Source organism: Rhodococcus sp. PBTS 1, assembly GCF_001620025.1.
Classification (GTDB): Bacteria; Actinomycetota; Actinomycetes; order Mycobacteriales; family Mycobacteriaceae; genus Rhodococcoides; species Rhodococcoides kroppenstedtii.
Genome location: NZ_CP015219.1, coordinates 1284887 through 1306177, shown reverse-complemented (window position 1 = coordinate 1306177; position 21291 = coordinate 1284887). Strand labels below are relative to the sequence as shown.

At 72.0% G+C, this 21291-nt stretch carries 19 protein-coding genes; 8 read left to right on the top strand and 11 right to left on the bottom strand.

Going from position 1 to position 21291, the window contains the following annotated elements; translation table 11 throughout:
• The first annotated feature begins 2 nt into the window (after positions 1-2).
• Positions 3-1160 carry a glycosyltransferase gene (locus A3Q40_RS05875; RefSeq protein WP_068100420.1) on the top strand — a complete coding sequence of 386 codons (1158 nt, stop codon included), beginning with the start codon at positions 3-5 and terminating at the stop codon, positions 1158-1160.
• On the opposite strand, the gene A3Q40_RS05870 is transcribed toward A3Q40_RS05875, so the two are convergent.
• Positions 1134-2111, bottom strand: a complete 978-nt coding sequence (locus tag A3Q40_RS05870; protein ID WP_068105365.1) for a methylenetetrahydrofolate reductase — start codon at positions 2109-2111, stop codon at positions 1134-1136. The two genes, A3Q40_RS05875 and A3Q40_RS05870, sit on opposite strands and share 27 nt — an antisense overlap.
• Positions 2112-2423: 312 nt before the next feature.
• On the opposite strand from A3Q40_RS05870, the gene A3Q40_RS05865 reads away from it, so the two are divergent.
• From A3Q40_RS05865 to A3Q40_RS05850, 4 genes are all read left to right on the top strand, one after another.
• A complete protein-coding gene (locus A3Q40_RS05865) occupies positions 2424-3479 on the top strand; it encodes a polyprenyl synthetase family protein (RefSeq protein ID WP_068105363.1) in 1056 nt (351 codons plus the stop codon).
• Positions 3476-5044, top strand: coding sequence for a phytoene desaturase family protein (gene crtI, locus A3Q40_RS05860; RefSeq protein WP_068100419.1), 1569 nt, complete (start codon positions 3476-3478; stop codon positions 5042-5044). The genes A3Q40_RS05865 and crtI overlap by 4 nt, the downstream gene beginning before the upstream one ends.
• Positions 5045-5173: 129 nt before the next feature.
• On the top strand, positions 5174-6877 hold the full coding sequence (locus A3Q40_RS05855) for an alpha-(1->6)-mannopyranosyltransferase A (RefSeq protein ID WP_082833776.1): 1704 nt from the start codon (positions 5174-5176) through the stop codon (positions 6875-6877).
• Positions 6874-7848: a phytoene/squalene synthase family protein gene (locus A3Q40_RS05850; protein ID WP_068100417.1), complete on the top strand. Its 975-nt coding sequence runs from the start codon at positions 6874-6876 to the stop codon at positions 7846-7848. The genes A3Q40_RS05855 and A3Q40_RS05850 overlap by 4 nt, the downstream gene beginning before the upstream one ends.
• Positions 7849-7927: 79 nt before the next feature.
• Here the strand turns inward: A3Q40_RS05850 and A3Q40_RS05845 are convergent, their stop codons facing one another.
• On the bottom strand, positions 7928-8296 hold the full coding sequence (locus A3Q40_RS05845) for an Rv2175c family DNA-binding protein (RefSeq protein ID WP_068100414.1): 369 nt from the start codon (positions 8294-8296) through the stop codon (positions 7928-7930).
• Positions 8297-8417: 121 nt separating this feature from the next.
• Here A3Q40_RS05845 and pknB point away from each other — a divergent pair, with 121 nt between their 5' ends.
• Positions 8418-10442 (top strand): Stk1 family PASTA domain-containing Ser/Thr kinase, encoded by a 2025-nt coding sequence (pknB, locus tag A3Q40_RS05840; RefSeq protein WP_068100410.1) that lies wholly within the window; start codon positions 8418-8420, stop codon positions 10440-10442.
• Between the two features lie 34 nt (positions 10443-10476).
• On the opposite strand, the gene A3Q40_RS05835 is transcribed toward pknB, so the two are convergent.
• On the bottom strand, positions 10477-11862 hold the full coding sequence (locus A3Q40_RS05835; RefSeq protein WP_068100408.1) for a class II 3-deoxy-7-phosphoheptulonate synthase: 1386 nt from the start codon (positions 11860-11862) through the stop codon (positions 10477-10479).
• Positions 11863-11926: 64 nt separating this feature from the next.
• Positions 11927-12418 carry a polyadenylate-specific 3'-exoribonuclease AS gene (locus tag A3Q40_RS05830; RefSeq protein WP_068105361.1) on the bottom strand — a complete coding sequence of 164 codons (492 nt, stop codon included), beginning with the start codon at positions 12416-12418 and terminating at the stop codon, positions 11927-11929.
• Positions 12419-12456: 38 nt separating this feature from the next.
• Between A3Q40_RS05830 and A3Q40_RS05825 the strand changes: the two genes are divergently transcribed.
• Entirely contained in the window at positions 12457-13704 is a 1248-nt protein-coding gene (locus tag A3Q40_RS05825) for a glycosyltransferase 87 family protein (protein WP_068100406.1), read from the top strand.
• A gap of 11 nt (positions 13705-13715) precedes the next feature.
• Here A3Q40_RS05825 and A3Q40_RS05820 read toward each other — a convergent pair whose 3' ends face one another.
• The 6 genes from A3Q40_RS05820 to A3Q40_RS05795 all read right to left on the bottom strand — a co-directional run bounded on the left by A3Q40_RS05820 (position 13716) and on the right by A3Q40_RS05795 (position 18209).
• A complete protein-coding gene (locus A3Q40_RS05820; RefSeq protein WP_068100405.1) occupies positions 13716-14465 on the bottom strand; it encodes a lysophospholipid acyltransferase family protein in 750 nt (249 codons plus the stop codon).
• Positions 14466-14611: 146 nt separating this feature from the next.
• The gene (locus A3Q40_RS05815; protein ID WP_068100404.1) at positions 14612-15595 is read right to left on the bottom strand and encodes an ROK family protein; all 984 of its coding nucleotides are present in this window, start codon (positions 15593-15595) and stop codon (positions 14612-14614) included.
• A 15-nt stretch (positions 15596-15610) separates the two neighbouring features.
• On the bottom strand, positions 15611-16051 hold the full coding sequence (locus tag A3Q40_RS05810; protein ID WP_068100402.1) for a hypothetical protein: 441 nt from the start codon (positions 16049-16051) through the stop codon (positions 15611-15613).
• Positions 16044-17261: an ArsA family ATPase gene (locus A3Q40_RS05805; protein ID WP_069972906.1), complete on the bottom strand. Its 1218-nt coding sequence runs from the start codon at positions 17259-17261 to the stop codon at positions 16044-16046. Before A3Q40_RS05805 ends, A3Q40_RS05810 begins: the two co-directional genes overlap by 8 nt.
• Before the next feature lie 38 nt (positions 17262-17299).
• Positions 17300-17734: an SRPBCC family protein gene (locus A3Q40_RS05800; RefSeq protein WP_068100399.1), complete on the bottom strand. Its 435-nt coding sequence runs from the start codon at positions 17732-17734 to the stop codon at positions 17300-17302.
• 64 nt (positions 17735-17798) lie between these two features.
• Complete coding sequence (locus A3Q40_RS05795) at positions 17799-18209, bottom strand: polyketide cyclase / dehydrase and lipid transport (protein WP_068100398.1); 411 nt, start codon at positions 18207-18209, stop codon at positions 17799-17801.
• 163 nt (positions 18210-18372) lie between these two features.
• Between A3Q40_RS05795 and A3Q40_RS05790 the strand changes: the two genes are divergently transcribed.
• On the top strand, positions 18373-20178 hold the full coding sequence (locus A3Q40_RS05790) for an AMP-dependent synthetase/ligase (RefSeq protein ID WP_068100396.1): 1806 nt from the start codon (positions 18373-18375) through the stop codon (positions 20176-20178).
• On the opposite strand, the gene A3Q40_RS05785 is transcribed toward A3Q40_RS05790, so the two are convergent.
• On the bottom strand, positions 20166-21290 hold the full coding sequence (locus A3Q40_RS05785; protein ID WP_068105357.1) for a glycosyltransferase family 4 protein: 1125 nt from the start codon (positions 21288-21290) through the stop codon (positions 20166-20168). The genes A3Q40_RS05790 and A3Q40_RS05785 overlap by 13 nt on opposite strands.
• Position 21291 lies beyond the last annotated feature (1 nt).

The window sequence follows — 21291 nt, the reverse complement described above, 5'->3', positions numbered from 1 at the left end:
CCGTGTACGGCCGCCTCGTCCGGGCCGGGGCTCTCGCGGCGACGGCCACCGCGGCGTTGGCGGTGGTGAACGCCCGCACGGCACCCGTGGTCGCGCCCCGCCGTGGCGGCGCGGCCGCGGCCACCGAGCGGGTCACCGTGTGCATTCCGGCCCGCGACGAAGCGGCCCGGCTCCCCGATCTGCTCGCCGACCTGCTCGCCCAGCGGACCGCTGCCGCCCTGACCGTCCTGGTGCTCGACGACGAGTCCACCGACGGCACCGCCGACGTCGCTGTCGCCGCTGCCGGCGGCGACCCCCGGGTGCGCGTGGACCGTCGGCGGCCGGACGCCGCGGGCGGCGTCGGCAAGTCGGTGACGTGCATCGATCTCGGCGACCGCGCGCTCACCGAGACGGATCCGACCGTGGTGGTCTTCGTCGACGCGGACGTCCGGCTGACACCGCACGCCGTCGATGCGGCCGTCGCGGAGTTGCGTGAGCTCCGCACCGCCTTCCTCAGCCCGTGGCCGGGGCAGGTGGCCGTGACCCGAGCCGAGCGGCTGGTCCAGCCGCTGCTCTCCTGGTCGTGGTCGGTGAGCCTCTACGTCCGAGGAGCCAACCGCGGCCGTCGTCCCTCGATGGGCGTGGCCAACGGCCAGTTCCTCGTCATGGACGCCGCCGCCTACCGCGCCGTCGGCGGGCACCGATCGACGCGTGGCGCCGTCGCCGACGATCTCGAGCTGGTACGCGAGTTCCGCCGACACGGATTGCCGACGGCCGTCGGGTACGGCGGGCGGGTGGCCACCTGCCGGATGTACGACGACGCCGCGCAGGTGTGGGCCGGCCACGGCAAGTGGCTGTGGTCGCAGTTCGGCCGGGGACCTGTCGCCGTCGCCGTCGGTGCCGTGGTGGCGTCGATCTGGGTGGTGCCGCCCACCGGTCTGCTCGCGTCGTCGCGTCGCACACGCCGCTGGGCCGCGCTCGGCTACGGCGCCGGCGTGGTGTCGCGGCTGGCGTCCCGGCGGGCCGAGGGCAGCCCGGACTCCCTGTTTCGCGACGTCGTGACGTCGAGTTGGCACCCGGCGTCGATCGTGGTGGGGACGGCGCTCGCGGTGTCCAGCGACCGCGGACGGCGCCGCGGCACGCTCACCTGGAAGTCACGCGCTCTCGACACCCGTCGCTGACCCGGTCATCGCCGGAGCCGGCCGGGCGAGCCCGAGGTTCGCCACGACCTCCGACGTCGCCTTGGCGAAGTTCAGGGTGATGAAGTGCAGGCCGGGCGCGCCCTCGGCGATGAGCCGCTCCCCCATCTCGGTGGCCAGCTCGATGCCCACCGCGCGCACGGCGGCCCGGTCCTCCTCGCCGGTCCCCGCGGCGGCGGCCAGGCGCGCGCGCACGGCCGCAGGCAGCTCCGATCCGGAGAGCTCGACGGCACGGTCGATCGAGCGCAGGGAGGTGATGGGCATGATCTCGGGAATGATCGGCTTCGCGCCCTGCTCGGGGTCGAACGCGCTCACCCGGTCCCGAAGCCGCAAGTAGTCCTCCACGTCCCAGAACATCTGGGTGATGGAGTAGTCCGCGCCGGCCCGGAGCTTGCCGACGAGGAATCGGGTGTCGTCGTCCAGCGACGGCGACCGGTGGTGCCCACCGGGGAAGGACGCCACACCGACGTGGAAGTCCCCCAGGTCCTTGACCAGTCGGACCAGGTCCTCGGCGTACTCGACGCCGTCGGGATGCTTCTCCCACGGGCCCAGGGGGTCACCGGGCGGATCACCGCGCAGCACGAGGATGTTGGCGATGCCCCGATCGGCGTACGCCCCGACCATCGACCGAAGTTCGGCGACGCTGTGCCCCACCGCGGTGAGATGCGCCACCGGGACCAGCGTGGTGGAGTCGGCCAGATCGCCCGTGACGCGCACCGTGCGGTCACGCGTCGATCCGCCGGCGCCGTAGGTCATGGACACGAACGCCGGATGCATCTGCTCGAACGCCCGCACGGTCCGCCACAGGCGGTCCTCACCGGCCTGGTCGCGAGGCGGCGAGAACTCGACGGAGAAGGGCACGCTCCCGTGGGTGGCCGCCGCCAGCCGGTCGACGACGGACGGGGTGCGGGACGTGCGTGATCGATCGGTCACGTGCACAGCATAGAAGTGCGTTCCCGAACGGCGGCGGTGTGACCGGCCCCTCGAGCGGGCCGGCGTGTGGGGGTCGTCTGTCGACGCGGGGGTGTCCGAATCAGCACTAGAGTGCGGGCAGGCGAGGTCCTGTCCCGCCGTGCGTCCGCCTCCGTTCACCGGTGCGGGCCTCGAGTGCTCTTTCGTCCCTGCGTGCTCCCGGAGGAAACCCTGTCTGCCGCATCTCTCCCGACCACCGGCGTCGATCACGCGCGCGCGGGTGATTCCGCCCCCCTCGTCGGCGACCGCGCCGACTGGCCCCGCGGGTCGTTCGTGAGCGCCGTGGAGTCCGTCCTGGACTCCTTCGTCGATTCTCGACGCGCCACGGTCGACAGCGTCGGTCCCGTCTACACCGAGGCGGTCGAGGAGCTCCGCTCGTTCGTCCTGCGCGGCGGCAAGCGCATCCGGCCGGCGTTCGCGTGGACCGGCTGGCTCGGCGCGGGCGGCGATCCGTCCGGACCCGACGCCGACGCGGTCCTGCAGGTCTGCTCGGCCCTCGAGTTCGTTCAGGCCTGCGCCCTGGTGCACGACGACATCATCGACTCCTCGCTGACCCGACGCGGTTTCCCCACCGTCCACGTCACCTTCGCCGAACGTCATCGCCGGTCGGAGTGGATCGGGGATCCGGCCGCGTTCGGCGAGGCCGTGGCGATCCTGCTGGGCGATCTCGCGCTGTGCTGGGCGGACGATCTGATCCGTGAGGCGGACCTGCCGATCGAGACGGCGCGCCGCGTGGGTCCGATGTGGTCGGCGATGCGCACCGAAGTTCTCGGCGGCCAGTTGCTCGACATCGCGGTGGAGGCGCGCAGCGACGATTCGCTCGACGCCGCGCTGCGGATCGACCGCTACAAGACCGCCGCGTACACGGTGGAACGACCCCTGCTCATCGGCGGCACGTTGGCGAACGCGGACGCCGCGCTGCTGGACGTCTACCGCACCTTCGGCGCCGACATCGGCATCGCGTTCCAGTTGCGGGACGACCTGCTGGGCGTGTTCGGCGATCCGGCGGTGACGGGCAAGCCCTCGGGTGACGATTTGCGAGAGGGCAAGCGAACCGTGTTGATCGCGGCGGCGCTGGACGTCGCCGATCGCGACGACCCGGCGGCCGCCGAGACAATCCGCACCGGACTCGGAACCGACCTCACCCCGGCGATGGTGGACGAGATGCGGGAGCTGCTCGTCCGGCTGGGCGCGGTCGAGAACGTCGAGCGCCGCATCACCGATCTGACCGAGTCCGCGCTCGCCGCGCTGTCCGGTGCCGACATCTCACCCGACGCGGCGGACCGCCTCGTCGCCATGGCGCACGCCGCCACCAGGAGAACCACATGACGTCCACCGCCGCCACGGTCACCGGCCCCACCGATCACGTCGTCGTGGTGGGGGCCGGGCTGTCCGGACTCGCCGCGGCCCTGCACCTGCGGGGCACGGGCCGCGAGGTGACCCTGCTCGAACGCTCGGACACCGTCGGTGGCCGCGTCGGGTCGGTCGCCGCTCCGGGCTACCGCATCGACACCGGCGCCAGCGTGCTGACCATGCCGGATCTGATCGACGAGGCGCTCGCCGCGGTGGGCGCGACCCGCGAGTCGACCACTCCGCCTCTGCGTCTGCACCCGCTCCACCCCGCGTACCACACCCGCTTCGCCGACGGCACCAGCATCGACGTCCATTCCGACCCCGAGCGCATGGTGGCCGAGGTCGAGCGGACCTGCGGAACCGAGGAAGCCGCACGCTACCGGCGGCTGCGCGGGTGGCTGGCGTCGATGTTCGACGCCGCGTACGACCGCTTCGTCGGCGGCAACTTCGACTCCCCCGTCGATCTGGTGGCCGAGCCGACCTCGCTCCGCAAGACGCTGACACTGCTGAAGCTCGGCGGGTTCGCGAAGCTGGGCGGCAAGGTCGACGCCTTCGTCCACGACGACCGGCTGCGCCGGATCTTCACGTTCCAGGCCCTCTACGCCGGCGTGGCCCCGGCGAAGGCGCTGGGCGTCTACTCCGTCATCGCCCACATGGACACCTCGCTCGGGGTGACGTTCCCCGAGGGCGGGATGCGGGTCATCGCCGAGTCGATGGCCGACGCCTTCACCACCGCCGGCGGCACGCTGCGCACCGAGGCGACCGTCCGCAGCATCGAACAGGGCGGGGGCCGAGCACGCGCCGTCGTCCTCGAGGGCGGCGAGCGCATCGCGTGCGACGCGCTGGTGCTGACGCCCGACCTGCCCGTCGTCGACGCCCTCCTCGGCACGGCGGGGGTGCGGACGCCGCGTCGACGGATTCGTGCGTCGCCGTCCGCGGTGGTCGTCCACGGGCGCGTCCCGGTGTCGGTCACGGAGGCGTGGTCCTCGCGGTCACATCACGTCATCGATTTCGGCGCGAAGTGGGCCGAGACGTTCCGCGAGCTGACCGCCCGCCGCGGCCGCGGCTCGGTCATGAGCGATCCGTCGCTGCTGATCACGCGCACGTCGCTCACCGATCCGGGCCTGCGCGTGACCACGGACGGGGTCGAGCAGGAGCCGATCTCCGTGCTGGCCCCGTGCCCCAACCTCGACACCGCCCCGATCGACTGGGACGCGGTCACCGAGCCGTACGTGCGCGAGATCCTTCTCGAGATGGAACGGCGGGGGTACCACGGCATCGCCGAACACCTGGTGATCGACCACGTCGACACCCCGACGACGTGGGCCGCGCAGGGCATGATCGCCGGCACCCCGTTCTCGGCCTCGCACGTCTTCCGCCAGACGGGCCCGTTCCGGCGCCGCAACCTGGTTCCCGGTATCGAGAACGTCGTGCTGGCCGGATGCGGCACCACACCCGGTGTCGGCGTCCCGACCGTGCTCATCTCCGGACGTCTGGCCGCCCAGCGGATCGACGCGGCAGCAGGTCGCGCGCGGGCCTGACCGCGACGGGGGGACGCGGGTCGGCGGGTCGGCCCGGTCCGTGCGTGGCGTCGCCCGAGTTGCCTCTAAACTCTCCGACAGGCCGCACGCGGCCGTCACACGTCGCTGTCGAGGTACTCGGGGAGGAACATGTCCACGCCCTCCCTCGGTCGGTCCCCCGCGGGCACCGATCGTCGCGGTGTGCGGGCATTCCTCTCCGGTGCAGCGGGCCGTGCCACGCTGGTCGGTCTCGCCGGTGCCGCACTGATCACGTTCGGCGGCTTCGGATCCGGTGCCGTCCGTCGCCGCGATCCGCTGCTCGAGGAGATGCACCTGTCGTGGCTGCGCTTCGGCCACGGCCTGGTGCTGTCCACCGCGATGGTGTGGATCGGCGTCCTGCTCATGATCGCCGCGTGGGTACGGCTCGGCCGCGAGACGCTGGCGCACCGCACCACCGTCTCCCGACTCCGCTGGGTGGTTCCGGTGTGGATCGCGCCGCTGCTGCTCGCGGTGCCGATGTTCAGCCGCGACGCCTACTCCTATCTCGCCCAGGGCGCGCTTCTGCGCGACGGCTTCGATCCGTACGCCGTGGGGCCCGTCGCCAATCCCGGGATCCTGCTGGACAACGTCTCCACCGTCTGGACCACCACCACCGCGCCCTACGGCCCCCTGTTCCTGCTCCTCGGGCAGGGAATCACCTCCCTGACCGGGGACAACGTCATCGCCGGCACCATGCTGCTGCGGTTGACGATGTTGCCGGGGCTCGCGCTGACCATGTGGGCCGTGCCGCGCATCGCCCGGCACTTCGGCGCCGACCCGGCCGTCGCGCTCTGGCTCGCGGTGCTGAACCCGTTGGTGCTGGTCCACCTCATCGGCGGCGTCCACAACGAGATGCTCATGGTCGGTCTGATGACCGCCGGCATCGCCGCCGTCCTGGGCCACCGCCACGTGCTCGGCATGGGGCTGGTGGCGGTGGCCGTCGCCATCAAGGCGACGGCGGGCATCGCCCTGCCGTTCCTGGTCTGGATCTGGATGCAGCACGAGCGGACCCGGCTGCGCGCGGAGAACGACGCCCGACGCGAGCGCGGCGAGCCCACCCGGCAGGTGCGCACCCTGCAGCTCTTCGTCAAGACCGCCGGCATCGGCTTCGCGGTGTTCGCGGCCGTGTTCGTCGTGGCCTCCGCCGTCGCCGGCGTCGGCATCGGCTGGCTGACGGCGCTCAGCGGGTCGGCGAAGATCATCAACTGGCTCTCGCTCCCGACCATCCTCGCCCACTTCGTGACCGTCGGAACCGGCTGGTTCACCGGTGCCCGCCTCGGACCGGTGCTCGAGGTCACCCGCCTGCTCTGCGCCGTCGCCCTGGTGATCGTCCTGGTCACGGCGTGGTGGCGGTCGCGGCACTCCGAGCGCAGTGCGCTGCTGGGCATCCTGGTCTCGCTGGTGGCGATCGTCATCCTGTCCCCGGCCGCGCTGCCGTGGTACTACTCCTGGCCGCTCGCCGTCGCCGCCGGGCTGACCATGTCCATCACCACGTTGACCGTGCTGGTGGGCCTGTCCGCCTGGCTCATGCTGGTGTTCCAGCCGGACGGCTCGATCGGGCTGTACACCTTCCCCCACGTGGTGCTGGCCATCGTGGCCGCCGTCGTCGCCGCGCTGTCCCTGCGACAGGTCGATCCACTGCGCCTGCGTTCGGTCACCCATCCCGAGCCGGACCCGGCGTTCGCGGCGGAGGCCGAGCCCGAGACGACGCTGCCCGCGGACACGTCGGAGGCAGCCGTCGCAGCGGCGGACCACCACGACACCGTTCCGGTCGCGCCGTCGACCCGGCGGTCCACCCGAGAGGTCAGTACGTGACGGATCTGCTGCGCGAGGGCTACGCCGTCTCCCGTGAGGTCGCGCGCGAACACGGCAAGACGTACTTCCTGGCCACGCGGCTGCTCCCGCCGGAACGCCGTCCGGCCGTGCACGCGCTCTACGCGTACGCCCGCATGGTGGACGACATCATCGACGTCGACATGATCGCCGAGCGCGACGACGCCGCGGCCGTCGCCGACGACGAGGCGTTGCTGGACCGCATCGACCAGCGGTTCCGGGCCGGGCTCGCCGAGGGACCGGCGGCCGTGGCGCCCGCGCCCGGTGAGCCCGCCACGGACCACGACCGCATCCTCGCCGCCGCGGTGGACACCGCTCGGCGATACGACATCCCGGCCGAGTACTTCACGGCGTTCATGACCTCGATGCGCATGGACGTGCCGTCGTCGAGCATCTACACCGACCGGTACGCCACCCTGGACGACCTTCGGGTCTACATGTGGGGATCGGCGGCGGTGATCGGGCTGCAGATGCTGCCGATCCTCGGCACCGTCGGCCCGGTGGACGAGGCCGCGCCGGCCGCGGCGGCCCTCGGCGAGGCGTTCCAGCTGACGAACTTCGTGCGGGACGCGGGCGAGGACCTCGCCCGCGACCGGATCTACCTGCCCGGCGACGTGCTGGCCGCCTACGGCGTGGACGAGGATCTGCTGCACTGGTGTCGTCGTACCGACAGCGTGGACCCGCGCGTCGCGCGCGCGCTCGCGGACGTCATCGCCACGTGCCGCGCGCTCTATCGCACCGCCGAGCCGGGGATCGACCTGCTGTCGCCGCGGGCCCGGCCGGGCATCCGAGTCGCCTTCGCGCTCTACCGGGACATTCTGGGGGTCGTCGAACGGGACGGATACCGCTCGCTGTCCCGCCGCTCGACCGTCGGGAACGGTCGGCGCGGCGGCGTGGCCGCGCGGGCCGCGGGGCGCGGACTCGCCGCGCGCCTGCTGCCGACGGCGTCCTGAGGGCCGGTCGGAAGGCCACCGACCGGGCCGGTCAGAAAGCCACCGACCGGGCCGGTCAGAACGCCACCGACCGGGCCGGTCAGAACGCCATCGCCTGGGCGCGTCGCACGATTTCGCGGGCGTGGTCGCCGTGCAGGACGTCCACGGGGCGACCCGGCAGGCTGGCGTCGTCCTCGAAGAGCCACCGCAGGATCGCGGTGTGGTCGAAACCTCCGTCGAGGAGGACGGACACCGTCCCGGCGAGGTGCTTGAGCGGGTGTCCCTGCTCGTCGAGGAACGCGGCGGGAACGGCCACCACGCGGTCGCGGCGCACGGCGACGAGCTTGTTCTCGCGCAGCATCTGGTGCACACGCGTCACGGCGACGCCGAGGGACGCCGCGACGTCGGGAAGGGGCACGACCTGCTCGTCGGCGGGGATCACGTCGTCGCAGTAGGGAATGGCACTCACCGCGCCAACGGTAGTCACGGCGGAGGTCGTGAACCAAGTTCACAGCTCGGACTGACTACCATCGGACGACGGGCCCCGATCGGCCCGTCCTCATCTCCGACGACGAGCAGGAGGCTCCACCGTGGCCGTGTCCGGTCCGTCGCTGCTCGGCGCGTTCCTCGAGCGGCGCTACCGAGTCGACGCTCCCATCGCCCGTGGCGGCATGTCGACGGTGTATCGCGGTCTGGACACGCGTCTCGACCGGCCCGTGGCCATCAAGGTGATGGATCCGCAGTTCGCCGGCGACCCCGAGTTCGTCCGGCGGTTCGAGTTCGAGGCCCGCGCCGTCGCGCGCCTGCACCATCCCGGTCTGGTGGCCGTCCACGACCACGGGCGCGACGGCCACCACGCGTTCCTGGTGATGGAACTGGTCGAGGGCGGCACGCTGCGCGAGTTGCTGCGCGAGCGGGGTCCGATGCCGCCGCACGCCGCCGTCGCCGTGCTCCAACCGGTGCTCGACGCCCTCGCCGTGGCGCATCGCGCCGGTCTGGTGCACCGCGACGTCAAACCCGAGAACGTCCTGATCTCCGACGACGGTGACGTCAAGATCGCCGACTTCGGCCTGGTTCGCGCGGTCGCCGCCGCGACGACCACCTCCGCCAGCGTCATCCTCGGCACCGCGGCGTACCTCTCTCCCGAGCAGGTCACGTCGGGCACCGCCGACGCCCGCAGCGACGTCTACTCGGCCGGGGTGCTGTTGTACGAGATGCTGACCGGCCGGACGCCGTTCGACGGCGACACGTCGTTGTCCATCGCCTACCAACGCGTCGAGAACGACGTTCCCGCACCGGGTTCCATCGTTCCGGGGGTGCCGCGTCACCTCGACGCGGTCGTCCGCGACGCCACTCGCCGCGCCCCCGAGGAGCGGTTCCGCGACGCCGGGACGATGGGTGAGGCCCTGCGTTCGGTGACCGCCGCACTCGGGTTGCCGTCGTATCGCGTCCCGGCCCCGGCGCGCTCGGCCGAGCACCTGTCCGCCGAGACGCTGCACGCTCCCCGGCCCTACGCTCCGCAGGCGCCGCGCTCCCCCGACACCGCCATCGTGGCCGTGCCGGCGGCGTCGATCGGCGCCGGCCCGGCGGTGTCGATCGGCGCTCCGTCCCCCACCCGGCACACCAAGATGGTCACCGCCGCCGTCCCGCGCGACACGGAGGCCGAGCCCCGTAACGGCGGCGAGTCCACCGGCCGCGGCGTGTTCGCCTACCCGGACTACGCCGCGGATCGTCGGCGGTCGCGCCGGGTCGCGGCCATCTGGGTCGCCATTCTGGTGGTGGCCGCCCTGGTGCTCGGAACGGTCGGATGGTGGGCGGGCTCGGGTCGGTTCACCGCGGTGCCCGCCGTCGACGGACTCGACCGGACGTCGGCGGTGTCCGCGATCGAGGCCGCGGATCTGTCCCCCACCGTCGAGGGGCGGTGGACCGACGACGCGCCCACCGACCGCCTGCTCGGCACCGACCCGCCGGCGGGGTCCCGCATCGGGCGGGGCGAGACGGTCACCGTCCTCGTCTCGCAGGGACGCCCCACGGTGCCCGATCTCGTCCCCGGCGCCTCGCCCGACCAGGTCGCCGGGGCGCTCGAGGACCGCACGTTCGTCGCCGTCGACGGCGGCGAGGCGTTCAGCAGCTCCGCCGCGCGGGGCGACGTCGCCGCCCTCGATCCGGCGCCGGGCACGGTGCTGCCCGTGGGCAGCGAGGTCCGCGTGGTGACCAGCAAGGGCGCGCCGCCGGTCGACGTCCCGGACGTGCGCGGACGCAGCGAGCAGGACGCGCGGGCCGCGCTCGATCGCGTGGGCATCACGGTCGCCGCGGTCGAGGAGGTCTTCGACGCCGACGTCGACCGGGGGTCCGTCGTCGGCACCGACCCGGCGGCCGGGACCGGCGTGACGGCCGGGACCGCCGTGACGCTGCGGGTGTCGACGGCCGTCCCCGTGCCGTCGTTGCTCGGCCGGACCGTCGGTTCCGCGCGGGAGGAACTCGAACGGCTCGGTCTCGACGTGCGGGTTCGGCAGGTCACCCGCACCGATCGATCACTGGTGATCTCGCAGACGCCCGGTCCCTCCGAGCGCGTCGCGCCGGGAGGGACCGTGACGTTGGTGTCGCTGCCCTAGGACAGTGCCGTCGCAGAGCAGCGGCCCGGTGCTCTCAGCCGCGCAGCATCTCCGCGACCAGGAACGCCAGTTCGAGCGACTGCTGGGTGTTGAGGCGGGGATCGCACGCGGTCTCGTAGCGGCCGGAGAGGTCGAGGTCCGAGATGTCCTGGGCGCCGCCGAGGCACTCGGTGACGTTCTCCCCGGTGAGCTCGACGTGGATGCCGCCCGGGTGGGTGCCCAGCTCGCGGTGGACCTCGAAGAATCCCTGCACCTCGTCGACGATGCGGTCGAAGTGGCGGGTCTTGTACCCGGTGGAAGCCTCGTGGGTGTTGCCGTGCATCGGGTCGCACTGCCAGATCACCTGATGACCGGTGGCCTGCACCTTCTCCACGATCGCCGGCAGCATGTCGCGGACCTTGCCGTTGCCCATGCGTGAGATCAGGGTCAAACGCCCCGGCTTGTTGGTGGGGTCCAGCCGCTCGACGTACTCCACGGCCATCTCCGGCGTGGTGGTGGGCCCGATCTTGAGACCGATCGGGTTCGACACCAGTTCGGCGAACGCGATGTGCGCACCGTCGAGCTGACGGGTGCGGTCACCGATCCACAGGAAGTGGGCGGACAGGTCGTAGAGCTTGGGGTGCTCGTCGTCGTTGTCGAGGCGCAGCATCGCCCGCTCGTAGTCCAGCACCAACGCCTCGTGCGAAGCGAAGATGGTGGCCTGCTTGAGGTTCGGGTCGGTGACACCGCAGGCGTCCATGAACTTGAGGCCGTTGTCGATCTCGGACGCGAGCTGCTCGTACCGGGCGCCCGCAGGAGAGTTCTGCACGAACTCGCGGTTCCAGTCGTGCACCTTGTACAGGTCGGCCATGCCCGCGCCGGTGAGCGCGCGCACCAGGTTCATCGCCGCGCTCGCGTTGGCGTACGCGCGGACCAGGCGCGACGGATCGTGCGCACGCACCGCCTCGTCGGCGACCAGCGAGTTCACCATGTCACCGCGGTACGACTTCAGGCCCAGGGCGTCGACGTCGGACGACCGCGGCTTGGCGTACTGGCCGGCGATGCGCGCGACCTTCACCACGGGCATCGACGCGCCGTAGGTGAGCACGACCGCCATCTGCAGCAGGGTGCGGATGTTGCCCTTGATGTGGGGCTCGGTGTTGTCGACGAAGGTCTCCGCGCAGTCACCGCCCTGGAGCAGGAACGCCTCGCCGCGCGCGACAGCGGCCAGCTCGGCGGACAGGGCCTCGACCTCGCCGGCCACCGTGATGGGCGGCACGCTCTCGAGCACCGTGCGCATGGCCTCGGCCTGATCGGCCGGCCAGTCCGGCTGCTGCGCGGCCGGCTTGGCCAGTGCCGCGGCGAGCTGCTCGCGCAGAGCCTCCGGAAGCGGCGGGAGCTCGGGCAGGCGTTCGATCGGAACGTCGACAGTCCAGTTCACGACACCAGGATAGTGGTGACCGGTCACGGTCCCGATTCCGGGCCGAGCCCGGTCGGGCGACGGTTCAGCCCGCGGCGCGGGCCGCCTCGACGGCGCGGAACTTGGCCAGGTTGTGCCGTGCGTCGGCCAGCGCGTCGTGCGCGTCGTCCGGTGCGTCCGGCAGCGCCGGCGACCCGTGCTCCTGCCAGTACTGCTTGAGCTCGCGGGTGAAGCGCGGCATCACCCGCGGCAACGCCGTCATCGGCCCCCACAGCTGACACAGCGCCACGTGGTCGTACGCGGCGACCCACGCCCACATCTCGACGTCGTCGACCCCGCCCGCGGTGACGAAGTCCAAGATCTCGTCGCGAATCCGAGCGCGGGACTGCCAGAGCGACGACGAGAACGGCGGCAGCTTCGGCAGGACGTTGCGGCGAACCCAGGGACCGGCCCGCTCCGGGTCGAACTCCGCCGACACCGCGTAGTATTCACGGCCGTCCTCGGCGACGATGCCGATGGAGACCAGATCGATCGTGCGACCATCCTCGATGAACTCGCAGTCGTAGAAATAGCGCACGGTGGCCACCCTATCGGCCGGCCCCGGAAGGACCACGCATGCGGAGCTCCCCCGCGCCGACCGCCGACGTCGGCGACCCGCCCCGGTGGCGTCGGCCCCTGGTGGTGGCGGCCAAGGTCCTCACCGTCGTCGCCCTGCTGGCCGGCATCGCGTTCAACCTGATCGGCCTGCCGCCGCTGCGCGAGTGGGGCGAGATCTATCGTCTCGACCTCGACGTCTACCGCATCGGCGGCCGCGCGCTGCTCGACGGCGTCGACCTCTACGGCGTGCTGCCCGCGACCAGCGTCGACATCCCCCTGCCGTTCACCTATCCCCCGATGGCGGCGCTGGCCTTCGCCCCCATGGCGGTGCTCCCCCTGACCGTGGCGTCCACCGTCATGACGCTGATGACGATGGTCCTGCTCGCGGTGACCGTCGCCGTGACGGTGCGCTCGCTGGTCACCCTCGGCCCGGCCGACACCGCGTGGGTCGCCGCCGCGGGCACGGCGGCGGCGTTCGCGCTGGAGCCGGTGTGGTCGACGTTCGACTACGGCCAGATCAACGTCGTCCTGATGTGCCTGGTCGTGCTCGACGTGCTCCCCCGCCGCACCCTCTGGCCGCGCGGGCTGCTCGTCGGGTTCGTCACCGCCATCAAGCTCACGCCGGCGGTCTTCGTCCTGTACTTCCTGCTCGCTCGCCGGTTCCGCGCCGCCGCGACCGTGGTGGTGTCCTTCCTCGCGTTCACCGCCCTCGGGTTCGTCGCCACCCCCGACGGCTCCGTCCGGTACTGGACCGACGTGCTCGTCGACTCCGATCGCATCGGCCATCCGGGGTACGTCGCCAACCAGTCGCTCACCGGCATGCTCGCCCGTCTCGGACTGGACGACGGGCCCCGCACCCTGGTCTGGATCGCCTGCAGCGCCGTCGTCGGCATCGTCGCCGTCGTCGCCATGCATCGCGCCCTCGCGGCGCACGACCGACTCACCGCCCTGTGCGTCAATGCCGTTCTGGGACTGCTGGTCTCACCTGTGTCGTGGTCGCATCACTGGGTGTGGTCGGTGCCGATCCTGCTGCTGTGCATCCACGCCGGCCTCACCCGCCGGTCCGTCGCCCTCCCCGCCCTCGGAGTGGTCGGCGCGCTGGTGCTGCACTACCCCGCCCATTGGCGCCTCGGCCCGGGCCGATGGGACGGCCTGAGCTGGCCGCTGTGGGATCAGATCCAGGCGTCGTCGTACGTGTGGTGGGGTATGGCATTCCTGGTGGTGGCGGCCGTCCTGCCGCGGCGCGAGACCATCGCGGAGCGGTAGGCCGCCGCCGACTATCCCGCGCGGCTGTCCGGAATGCGCGCGGCGCCGTCGGCACCGGCCGCAGCGTCCGATACCGGTGTGGCCGACTCCGGAGTGGCCTTCATGCTGGCGGCGTAGACGTCGACGTACTGCTGGCCGCCGAGCTTCATCAGCTCGTACATGACCTCGTCCGTGACGGCGCGCTCGACGAAGCGGTTGCCCGCCATCCCCTCGTAACGCGAGAAGTCGAGCGGCTTGCCGATCCGGACGCCCACCTTGGTGGGGCGCGGAAGCTTCGAGCCGATGGGGTTCATCTTGGCCGTGCCGATCATGGCGACGGGGATGACGGGCACGCCGCTCTCGAGGGCCAACCGCGCCATGCCGGTCTTGCCCTTGTACAGCCGATCGTCCGGCGACCGCGTGCCCTCCGGGTAGATGCCGAGCAACTTGCCGTTCCGCAGAACGCGCAGACCGGCGTCGAGCGCGTCCTGGGCAGCGGAAGCTCCGGTGCGGTCGATCGGGACCTGGCCGACGGAGCTGAAGAACCAGCGCTGGAAGCGGCCCTTCGCACCCCGGCCGGTGAAGTACTCGCTCTTGGCCAGGAACGTGATGCGGCGGGGGACCACCAGGGGCAGGTAGAAGGAGTCCAGGACGGCCTGATGGTTACTGGCCAGGATGGCCGGACCGTCGACCGGAATGTTCTCCAGCCCCTCGACCTTCGGCCGCCCCAACAGGTGCAGCAGCGGACCGAGGAGGACGTACTTGAAGGTCCAGTACCACATTCCCGATACGCCTTTCGTCGAACAGCCGCCTCGAGATCCGCGGCGATCACCGAGCGTTACGCGTCACGACTCTACCGCCGGTTTATGACACCAGCCACAGTTCCGGCGTGCGGTCGGACACATCTCACACGGCCGTTACCGTGCGGTCATCCGCGGGACGCGCCCACTTCCACGCGGGCGAGTTCGGCGGCGCCGATCATGCCCGCGGCCTCCCCCAGTTGTGTGCCGCGGATGCGCGCGAGCGGACGGTGCCCGGCCCCGGTGATCTGCGCCGCGTAGTGCTCGCGGGCGGTGTCGAGGAACAGCGCCGACGACGTGGCGACGCCGCCGGCGATGACCATGCGGTCGGGGTCGTAGACGTCCGAGACCAGCGCGAGGCCGATGCCGAGCCAGCGCGCGAACTCCGACATGGTCTCGATGGCGACCAGGTCCCCGTCCTGCGCGGCGCCCGCGATGCGGCGGCCGGTGAGGGATCCGGGGTCGAGGAACGCCTCTCGCGCCAGCACCGTCGAGCCCCGCGGATTCGCCGCGAGGAGCTCGATCGCGGTGTCCACCAACGCCGTTCCGCTGCAGTACCGCTCCCAGCATCCGCGCTTGCCGCACGCGCACTGACGGCCGTCGGGCACCACCTGCAGGTGACCGAGCTCCGGCGCGATGCCGTAGCTGCCCCGGTAGAGCTTGCCGTCGATCAGCAGGGCGGCGCCGATGCCGGTGCCGATCGCGATCATGACGACGTTGCCGCCGCCCGCTGCGGCACCGAACCGGTGCTCGGCCCAGGCCGCCGCGTTGGCGTCGTGTTCGAGGATGACCGGGATGCCGAGGCGTTCGGTCATCTCGCGTGCGACCGGCCGGTTGATCCACGGCAGGTGCGGCGCGAACCGCACGACGGTGCGGTCGGAATTGATGAACCCGGCGACGGCGAGTCCGACGGCGGCGATGTCGTGGCGGCTCGCCAGCTCACGCACCGCGCGGTCGATGCCGTTCTCGAGCGCGCGCGACTCCTGCGGCGTCGGGGCCTGGGTGCTGTCGAGAACCTGCCCGTCCACGTCGACCACCGACGCGCGAATGCTCGTGCCGCCCACGTCGATTCCGATGGTCAGCGGCTTGGCTCCGTGGCCCTGGTTTCTCACTGTCGTGCTCGGTCCTCACTGCGTCGGCGGCGTCGGGCGCTCCCGGTCGGGTTGCGACGTCGTCGTCACGGTAATCGGCTGGTAGCCGCCGGGGCGAACCGACGGCGTCGACGCGCCGGGACCGCCGGTCCCCGACTCGTCGGCGTCCGTCGTCTGCGCGGCAGGGGACGCGGGTCGGGCCGAGGTCGAGGCAGCAGTCGAGGAATGGTCGTCGAGGTAGGCCCGCACGACGGCGGCCAGGGCGTCGAACTCGGTGGCGACGAGGCTCAGCAGGTCGTGCCGTTCGCCTCGCAGCGCCGCGGCCAGGGCGCAGAGGGGGCACCAGGAGCAGCCGTCCCAGTGCGGCGCCTCGGGGTCGTCGAGTCGGCGCAGCGCCGGTTCGACCCGGTCGATCACGAGCTCGGCGAGGATGCGCAATTCGGTCACGAGGTCGCGGGTCTCGCGCTCGTCAGCCATCCCCGGTCCCCGGCGTCGTCGGGACGGGTGTGGCGAGGTTCTCCGGCCAGACGGCGGCGTCGGGCGTGAAGCGCACCGTGAGGACACCCGCGTCGAACGCGGCCCCGACGACCGTGCAGCGGCGCAGAACCGACGCCAGCCGCAGCCGACGTCGCGCTCCCTGCGCACTCACGATCATGTCGTCCTCCACGCGTCCGACCGCCACCGTGGACGCGTCCACGTAGGGCAGCGGCACCCTCATCACGTACACCGAGTCGAGACCGGTGCCCGACTCGTGCTCGGTCCGCGGCGTCAGCGCCGGCACCGATCCCGGCCCGCGCGGGACCACGTCGCCGATCTCGTCGGCCACGGCCGCCAGAGCCGTCGACCCTACCGGCTCGCCGGGGTGCTCGGTCACGACGCCGATGCGCACCCCCGGTAGGGACAGCTCGGCGTCCCGGACGGCGGCGAGATGCTCGGCCCGTCGGCGCTCGGCCCAGTAGACGGCGGGGTGGGTGCCGAGCACGGACGTCGGGACGGCCCCTCCGAGATCGGGCTGCACCCCGTCGATCACCAGCCCGCTCACGGCGACGCCGTGGAACACGGTCAACGCCAGCAGGTCTCGGGCCCCGGCGACGGACCGGGCGTGAGGAGCGGCGACGACCAGCGCGTCGGTCCGATCCGGATCGCCCAGGGCGGCGCCGATCCGCGTCACCGTCTCGGCGATCCGATCCACCACCTGCACCAACACCGCGGCCCGCAGATCGCCGCTCGTCGCCGCGACCACCCGCGCGTGCTGCGGCCAGATCCGGTCGAGGTAACCGGCCACCGACGCGGGCGTGGCGACGACGTCCACCCACTCCCCCGCGGACGGGCCGTCGACGACGACGTGGTCGACGTCGTCCCGGTCGGCGAGACGGACCACCTCGGCGAGGGCGGCAACGGTCTCCGCGACGGGAACTCCGGTGAGTTCCTCGGCGTCGGGCAGGGACGGGCCGGCGCCGTGGTCGTGGCCGCCCGCGGCCAGCGCGGCGAGGGTGCGGTATCGCTCCTCGACGAGGCCCGACGCGTCGAGACGCACGGCCTCGGGCAGGTCCGCGCCGGTCCCGAGCAGGGTCGCCGGGTCGTGCCCGTCGAGGCAGGTGAGCACGACGCGCGCCCCCAGACGACGAAGCCGGGTCGCCAGGGCCGCGGCCACGGTGGACTTGCCGGCCCCACCCGGCCCCACCACGAAGGTGAGCCGAGCGGGCGATCCGGGCGCCGCGGCGGTCAGCCCTCGACCCTCTTCTTCAACTCCTTCAGGGCGGTGTCGGTGATGACCTTCTCCGCCTTGCGCTTGAAGAGGCCGATCATGGGGATCGCGAGGTCGACCGTGAGTTCGTAGGTGACCTCGGTGCTGCCGTCCCCGCGGTCGGCGAGCCGGTAGGAGCCCTCCTGCGACTTCTGCATCTGGCCCTCGACCAACCGCCACGACACCGACTCGTCACCAGCCCAGTCGTATTCGAGTTCGTAGGTGTCCTTGACCATGCCGGCGTCGAGCACGAACCGCACGCGGCGGGCGCGTCCGTTCGGACCGTCCTCGAGCACCTCGACGGACTTCGCCGCCTCCACCCAGTCGGGGTAGGCCGGGAAGTCCGCGATCACCGCCATGATCGCAGCGGGCGTCCCACCGACGACGATGGATTTCGTGGTCTTGTCTGCCATGCGTGCCCCTAGTTTCCGCGCGCGCGTGATCGCGGCGTCGGCACCATGATCGACGGTGCCACCGTCAGCTCCTGACGCCGGGGTCGGTTCCGGGTGCCGAGGCGGTGTGGCGGGGCGGCTCACCCGGCGCCCGCCCGGCCTCGAGCATGGCCTTGATCTCGAACGACATGGCCTTGCCCGCCACCCGTCGGGCGCGATCGAGCGCGGGGGCGGATGCCGTCCGATCGGTGGGTTCGGCGTGCAGGAAGTAGTGCAGGATCGCGCCGTCGAGGGACGGCTCGAGCCAGACCTCCATCGTGCCCACCAACTCGCCCGCGACGGACCATCGGACGCCCTTGTTCCCGCGATCGTCGGTCACCGTCACCGCCAGGCGCGGGAACCATGCACGCCACCGCCGGGGGTCGCCGACGACGGCCGCGATGGCGGCGGGAGGGGCTGCGACGAACGTCTGGTCCGCCACCTGCACGCTGCTCATGGGCTCCAGCGTCTCATCCCGGCGTCGGCCGTCCACCGGGACCCGTGACGGGTCACATGGCGACGGGTTTAGTGTGATGCCTCGTCCGAACCGCGTGATCGGTCCGACCGGGCGCATCCCGCCGATTCCACCCCGATCACACCCCCGACCACCGGAGCCGTCCGTGCGTGAATTCCGCGTCCCCGCATCGTTCTCCGTCGACGACGACGACTCCGCCGTCGACTCCGTGTTCGCGCACGAACGGTCGCGCCCGAACGCCGTCGTCTATCGCCGTCAGGGACGGTCGTGGACCGACGTCACGGCGGCCGACTTCGCCGCGCAGGTGCGCGCCGTCGCCAAGGGTTTGATCGCGTCGGGCGTCGAGCAGGGCGACCGCGTCGCCCTCATGTCCGCCACGCGATTCGAGTGGCCGTTGCTGGACTACGCGATCTGGGCGGCGGGCGCGGTCACCGTGCCGGTCTACGAGACGTCATCGGCCGGTCAGGTGCGCTGGATCCTCGAGAACTCCGGCGCCCGGGTCGCGATCGTCGAGACGGTGGCGCACTCGAACATCCTCGCCGAGGTCCTGCCCGACCTCCCGCACGTGGAGCACACGTTCCAGATCGAGGTCTCGCCGGAGAAACAGGGCGCCGTGGAGGTTCTCACCGAGGCGGGCGCCGACCTCGGCGACGACGCGGTGGCCGCCCGCGTGGCGGCCCTGAAGTCGTCGGACCCGGCGACGCTGGTCTACACCTCGGGCACCACCGGTCGGCCCAAGGGCTGCGTCCTGAGCCACGCGAACCTCCTCGCGGAGAGCCGCGGCATCGCGGCCAGCGCACTCGGCGAGATGTTGACCGAGGGGCGCACCACGCTCATGTTCCTGCCCATGGCGCACGTGCTCGCCCGAGCGGTGTCCATCGCGGCGTTCGACCGGGGCGCGACGCTCGGCCACACCGCCGACATCCCCCGACTCGTCGAGAGCTTCGGGGCGTTCCGTCCGCACTTCATCCTCTCGGTGCCCCGCGTGTTCGAGAAGGTCTACAACACGGCCCGTCAGAAGGCGCACGGCGACGGCAAGGGCAAGATCTTCGACGCGGCCGCCGACACCGCCGTCGCGTACAGCCGGGCTCTCGAGAAGTCCGGTCCCTCACTGGTGTTGCGCGCCAAGCACGCGCTGTTCGACCGGCTCGTCTACGGCAAGTTGCGGGCGGCGCTCGGCGGGCAGTGCGAGCTGGCCATCTCCGGCGGTGCGCCGCTCGGAGAGCGTCTCGCACACTTCTACCGCGGCCTCGGCATCACCATCTACGAGGGTTACGGCCTGACCGAGACCACCGCCGCCGCGGCCGTGAACACACCGGGCAACCAACGGATCGGCACCGTCGGCAAGCCGCTGCCCGGCAACGCCGTGCGCATCGCCGACGACGGCGAGATCCTGCTGTCCGGCGGCGTCGTCTTCGGCGGCTACTGGAAGAACGACGACGCGACGGCCGAGGCGCTGACCGACGGCTGGTTCCACACCGGCGATCTGGGCACCGTCGACGACGACGGGTACATCGCCATCACCGGCCGCAAGAAGGAGATCATCGTGACCGCGGGCGGCAAGAACGTCGCCCCCGCCGGTCTCGAGGACTCGCTGCGGGCGAGCCCGCTGATCGGCCAGGCGATGGTCGTCGGCGACCAGCGTCCGTTCATCGGCGCGCTCATCACCGTCGACCCGGAGGCATTCCCCGGGTGGAAACAGCGCAACGGCAAGGACGAGTCGGCGACGGTCGCCGATCTGACCACGGACCCGGACCTCGTCGCCGAGATCGACGCGGCCGTCGCCGAGGCCAACAAGACCGTCTCGCACGCCGAGGCCATCAAGAAGTACCGCGTGCTCGCGGTCGACTTCACCGAGGAGGGCGGCGAGCTCACCCCCACGATGAAGCTCAAGCGGAACGTCGTCGCCGAGTCCTACGCGAGCGACATCGAGGCGCTCTACAGCAAGTGAGCCAACCGGGCCGCGAGGTCGTCCCACCGCCACTCGGTGGTGACGAAATCGCGGCCCGCGGCGCCCATCGCCGCCGCGGCGTCGCGATCACGCAGTACCTCGACGACGGACCGAGTGACGTCCTCGACATCCGTGCCGTCCACCGTCCGCCCCGTCACGCCCTCGATCACCGTCTCCGGCGCGCCGCCCGAGCGACCGGCGACCACGGGAACCCCGGTCGCCGAGGCCTCCAGGAACACGATCCCGAGGCCCTCGACGTCGAGTCCGGCACCGCGGGTGCGGCACGGCATCGCGAACACGTCGGCGATCGTGTGGTGGGCGGCCAGTTCGTCCGCGGGAACCGACCCGGTGAACACCACGTGCTCGGCCACCCCGCACGCCGTCGCCAGCCGTCGGAGCGCATCGCCGTACGGTCCGCCGCCGACGATGACCAGCACCGCGCCGTCGATCTGCTCACGGATGCCGGCCAGCGCTCGAATCAGAACGTCCTGACCCTTGCGCGGCACCAGCCGTGACAGGCAGAGGACGGTCGGGCGGTCCCCCAGCCCGTAGCGGGCGCGGAGCTCCGCACGAGCGGCGTCGTCGGGGCGGAACACCGTCGAATCCACGCCGGGCGGCACGTGCTCGAGCGCCGCATCCGATCCGAAGGCCGACGCGAACCGTCCCCGGGTGTAGCGACTGACGTAGGTGACGACGTCCGTGGTCGACCCGATGCGCCGCAGCGTCTGGCGCGCCGCGGGCAGCATCGACCACCCCACCTCGTGCCCGTGCGTCGACGCCACCACGCGCGACGCGCCCGCCCGGCGCAGATGCGGACCCAGCACCGCCAACGGCGCCGCGGCGCCGAACCACACCGTCTCGCACCCCCGCTCCCGCACCAACCGAGCCGCTCGACGCGCGACGAGCGGCGTGGGCAGCATCAGCGTCGTCGGGTGCCGCACCACCTCGAACGGCTGCTCCGCGTCGAACCGCACGTGCGTGTCCCCACGCCACCGCGGCGCGTAGACGACCAGGCTCTCCGGGGGCAGGAGCCGCGCGAACGTGTGCAGGTAGGACTGGATCCCCCCGCGGCGAGGCGGGAAGTCGTTGGTGACCAGCAGGGTTCGGCGCACC

Bases quoted from the DNA above. Each gene is read 5' to 3' on its own strand.
- crtI (WP_068100419.1), top strand. From the start codon at position 3,476: ATGACGTCCACCGCCGCCACGGTCACCGGCCCCACCGATCACGTCGTC.
- A3Q40_RS05855 (WP_082833776.1), top strand. From the start codon at position 5,174: ATGTCCACGCCCTCCCTCGGTCGGTCCCCCGCGGGCACCGATCGTCGC.
- A3Q40_RS05800 (WP_068100399.1), bottom strand. From the start codon at position 17,734: ATGGCAGACAAGACCACGAAATCCATCGTCGTCGGTGGGACGCCCGCT.
- A3Q40_RS05820 (WP_068100405.1), bottom strand. From the start codon at position 14,465: ATGTGGTACTGGACCTTCAAGTACGTCCTCCTCGGTCCGCTGCTGCAC.
- A3Q40_RS05795 (WP_068100398.1), bottom strand. From the start codon at position 18,209: ATGAGCAGCGTGCAGGTGGCGGACCAGACGTTCGTCGCAGCCCCTCCC.
- A3Q40_RS05825 (WP_068100406.1), top strand. From the start codon at position 12,457: ATGCGGAGCTCCCCCGCGCCGACCGCCGACGTCGGCGACCCGCCCCGG.
- A3Q40_RS05810 (WP_068100402.1), bottom strand. From the start codon at position 16,051: ATGGCTGACGAGCGCGAGACCCGCGACCTCGTGACCGAATTGCGCATC.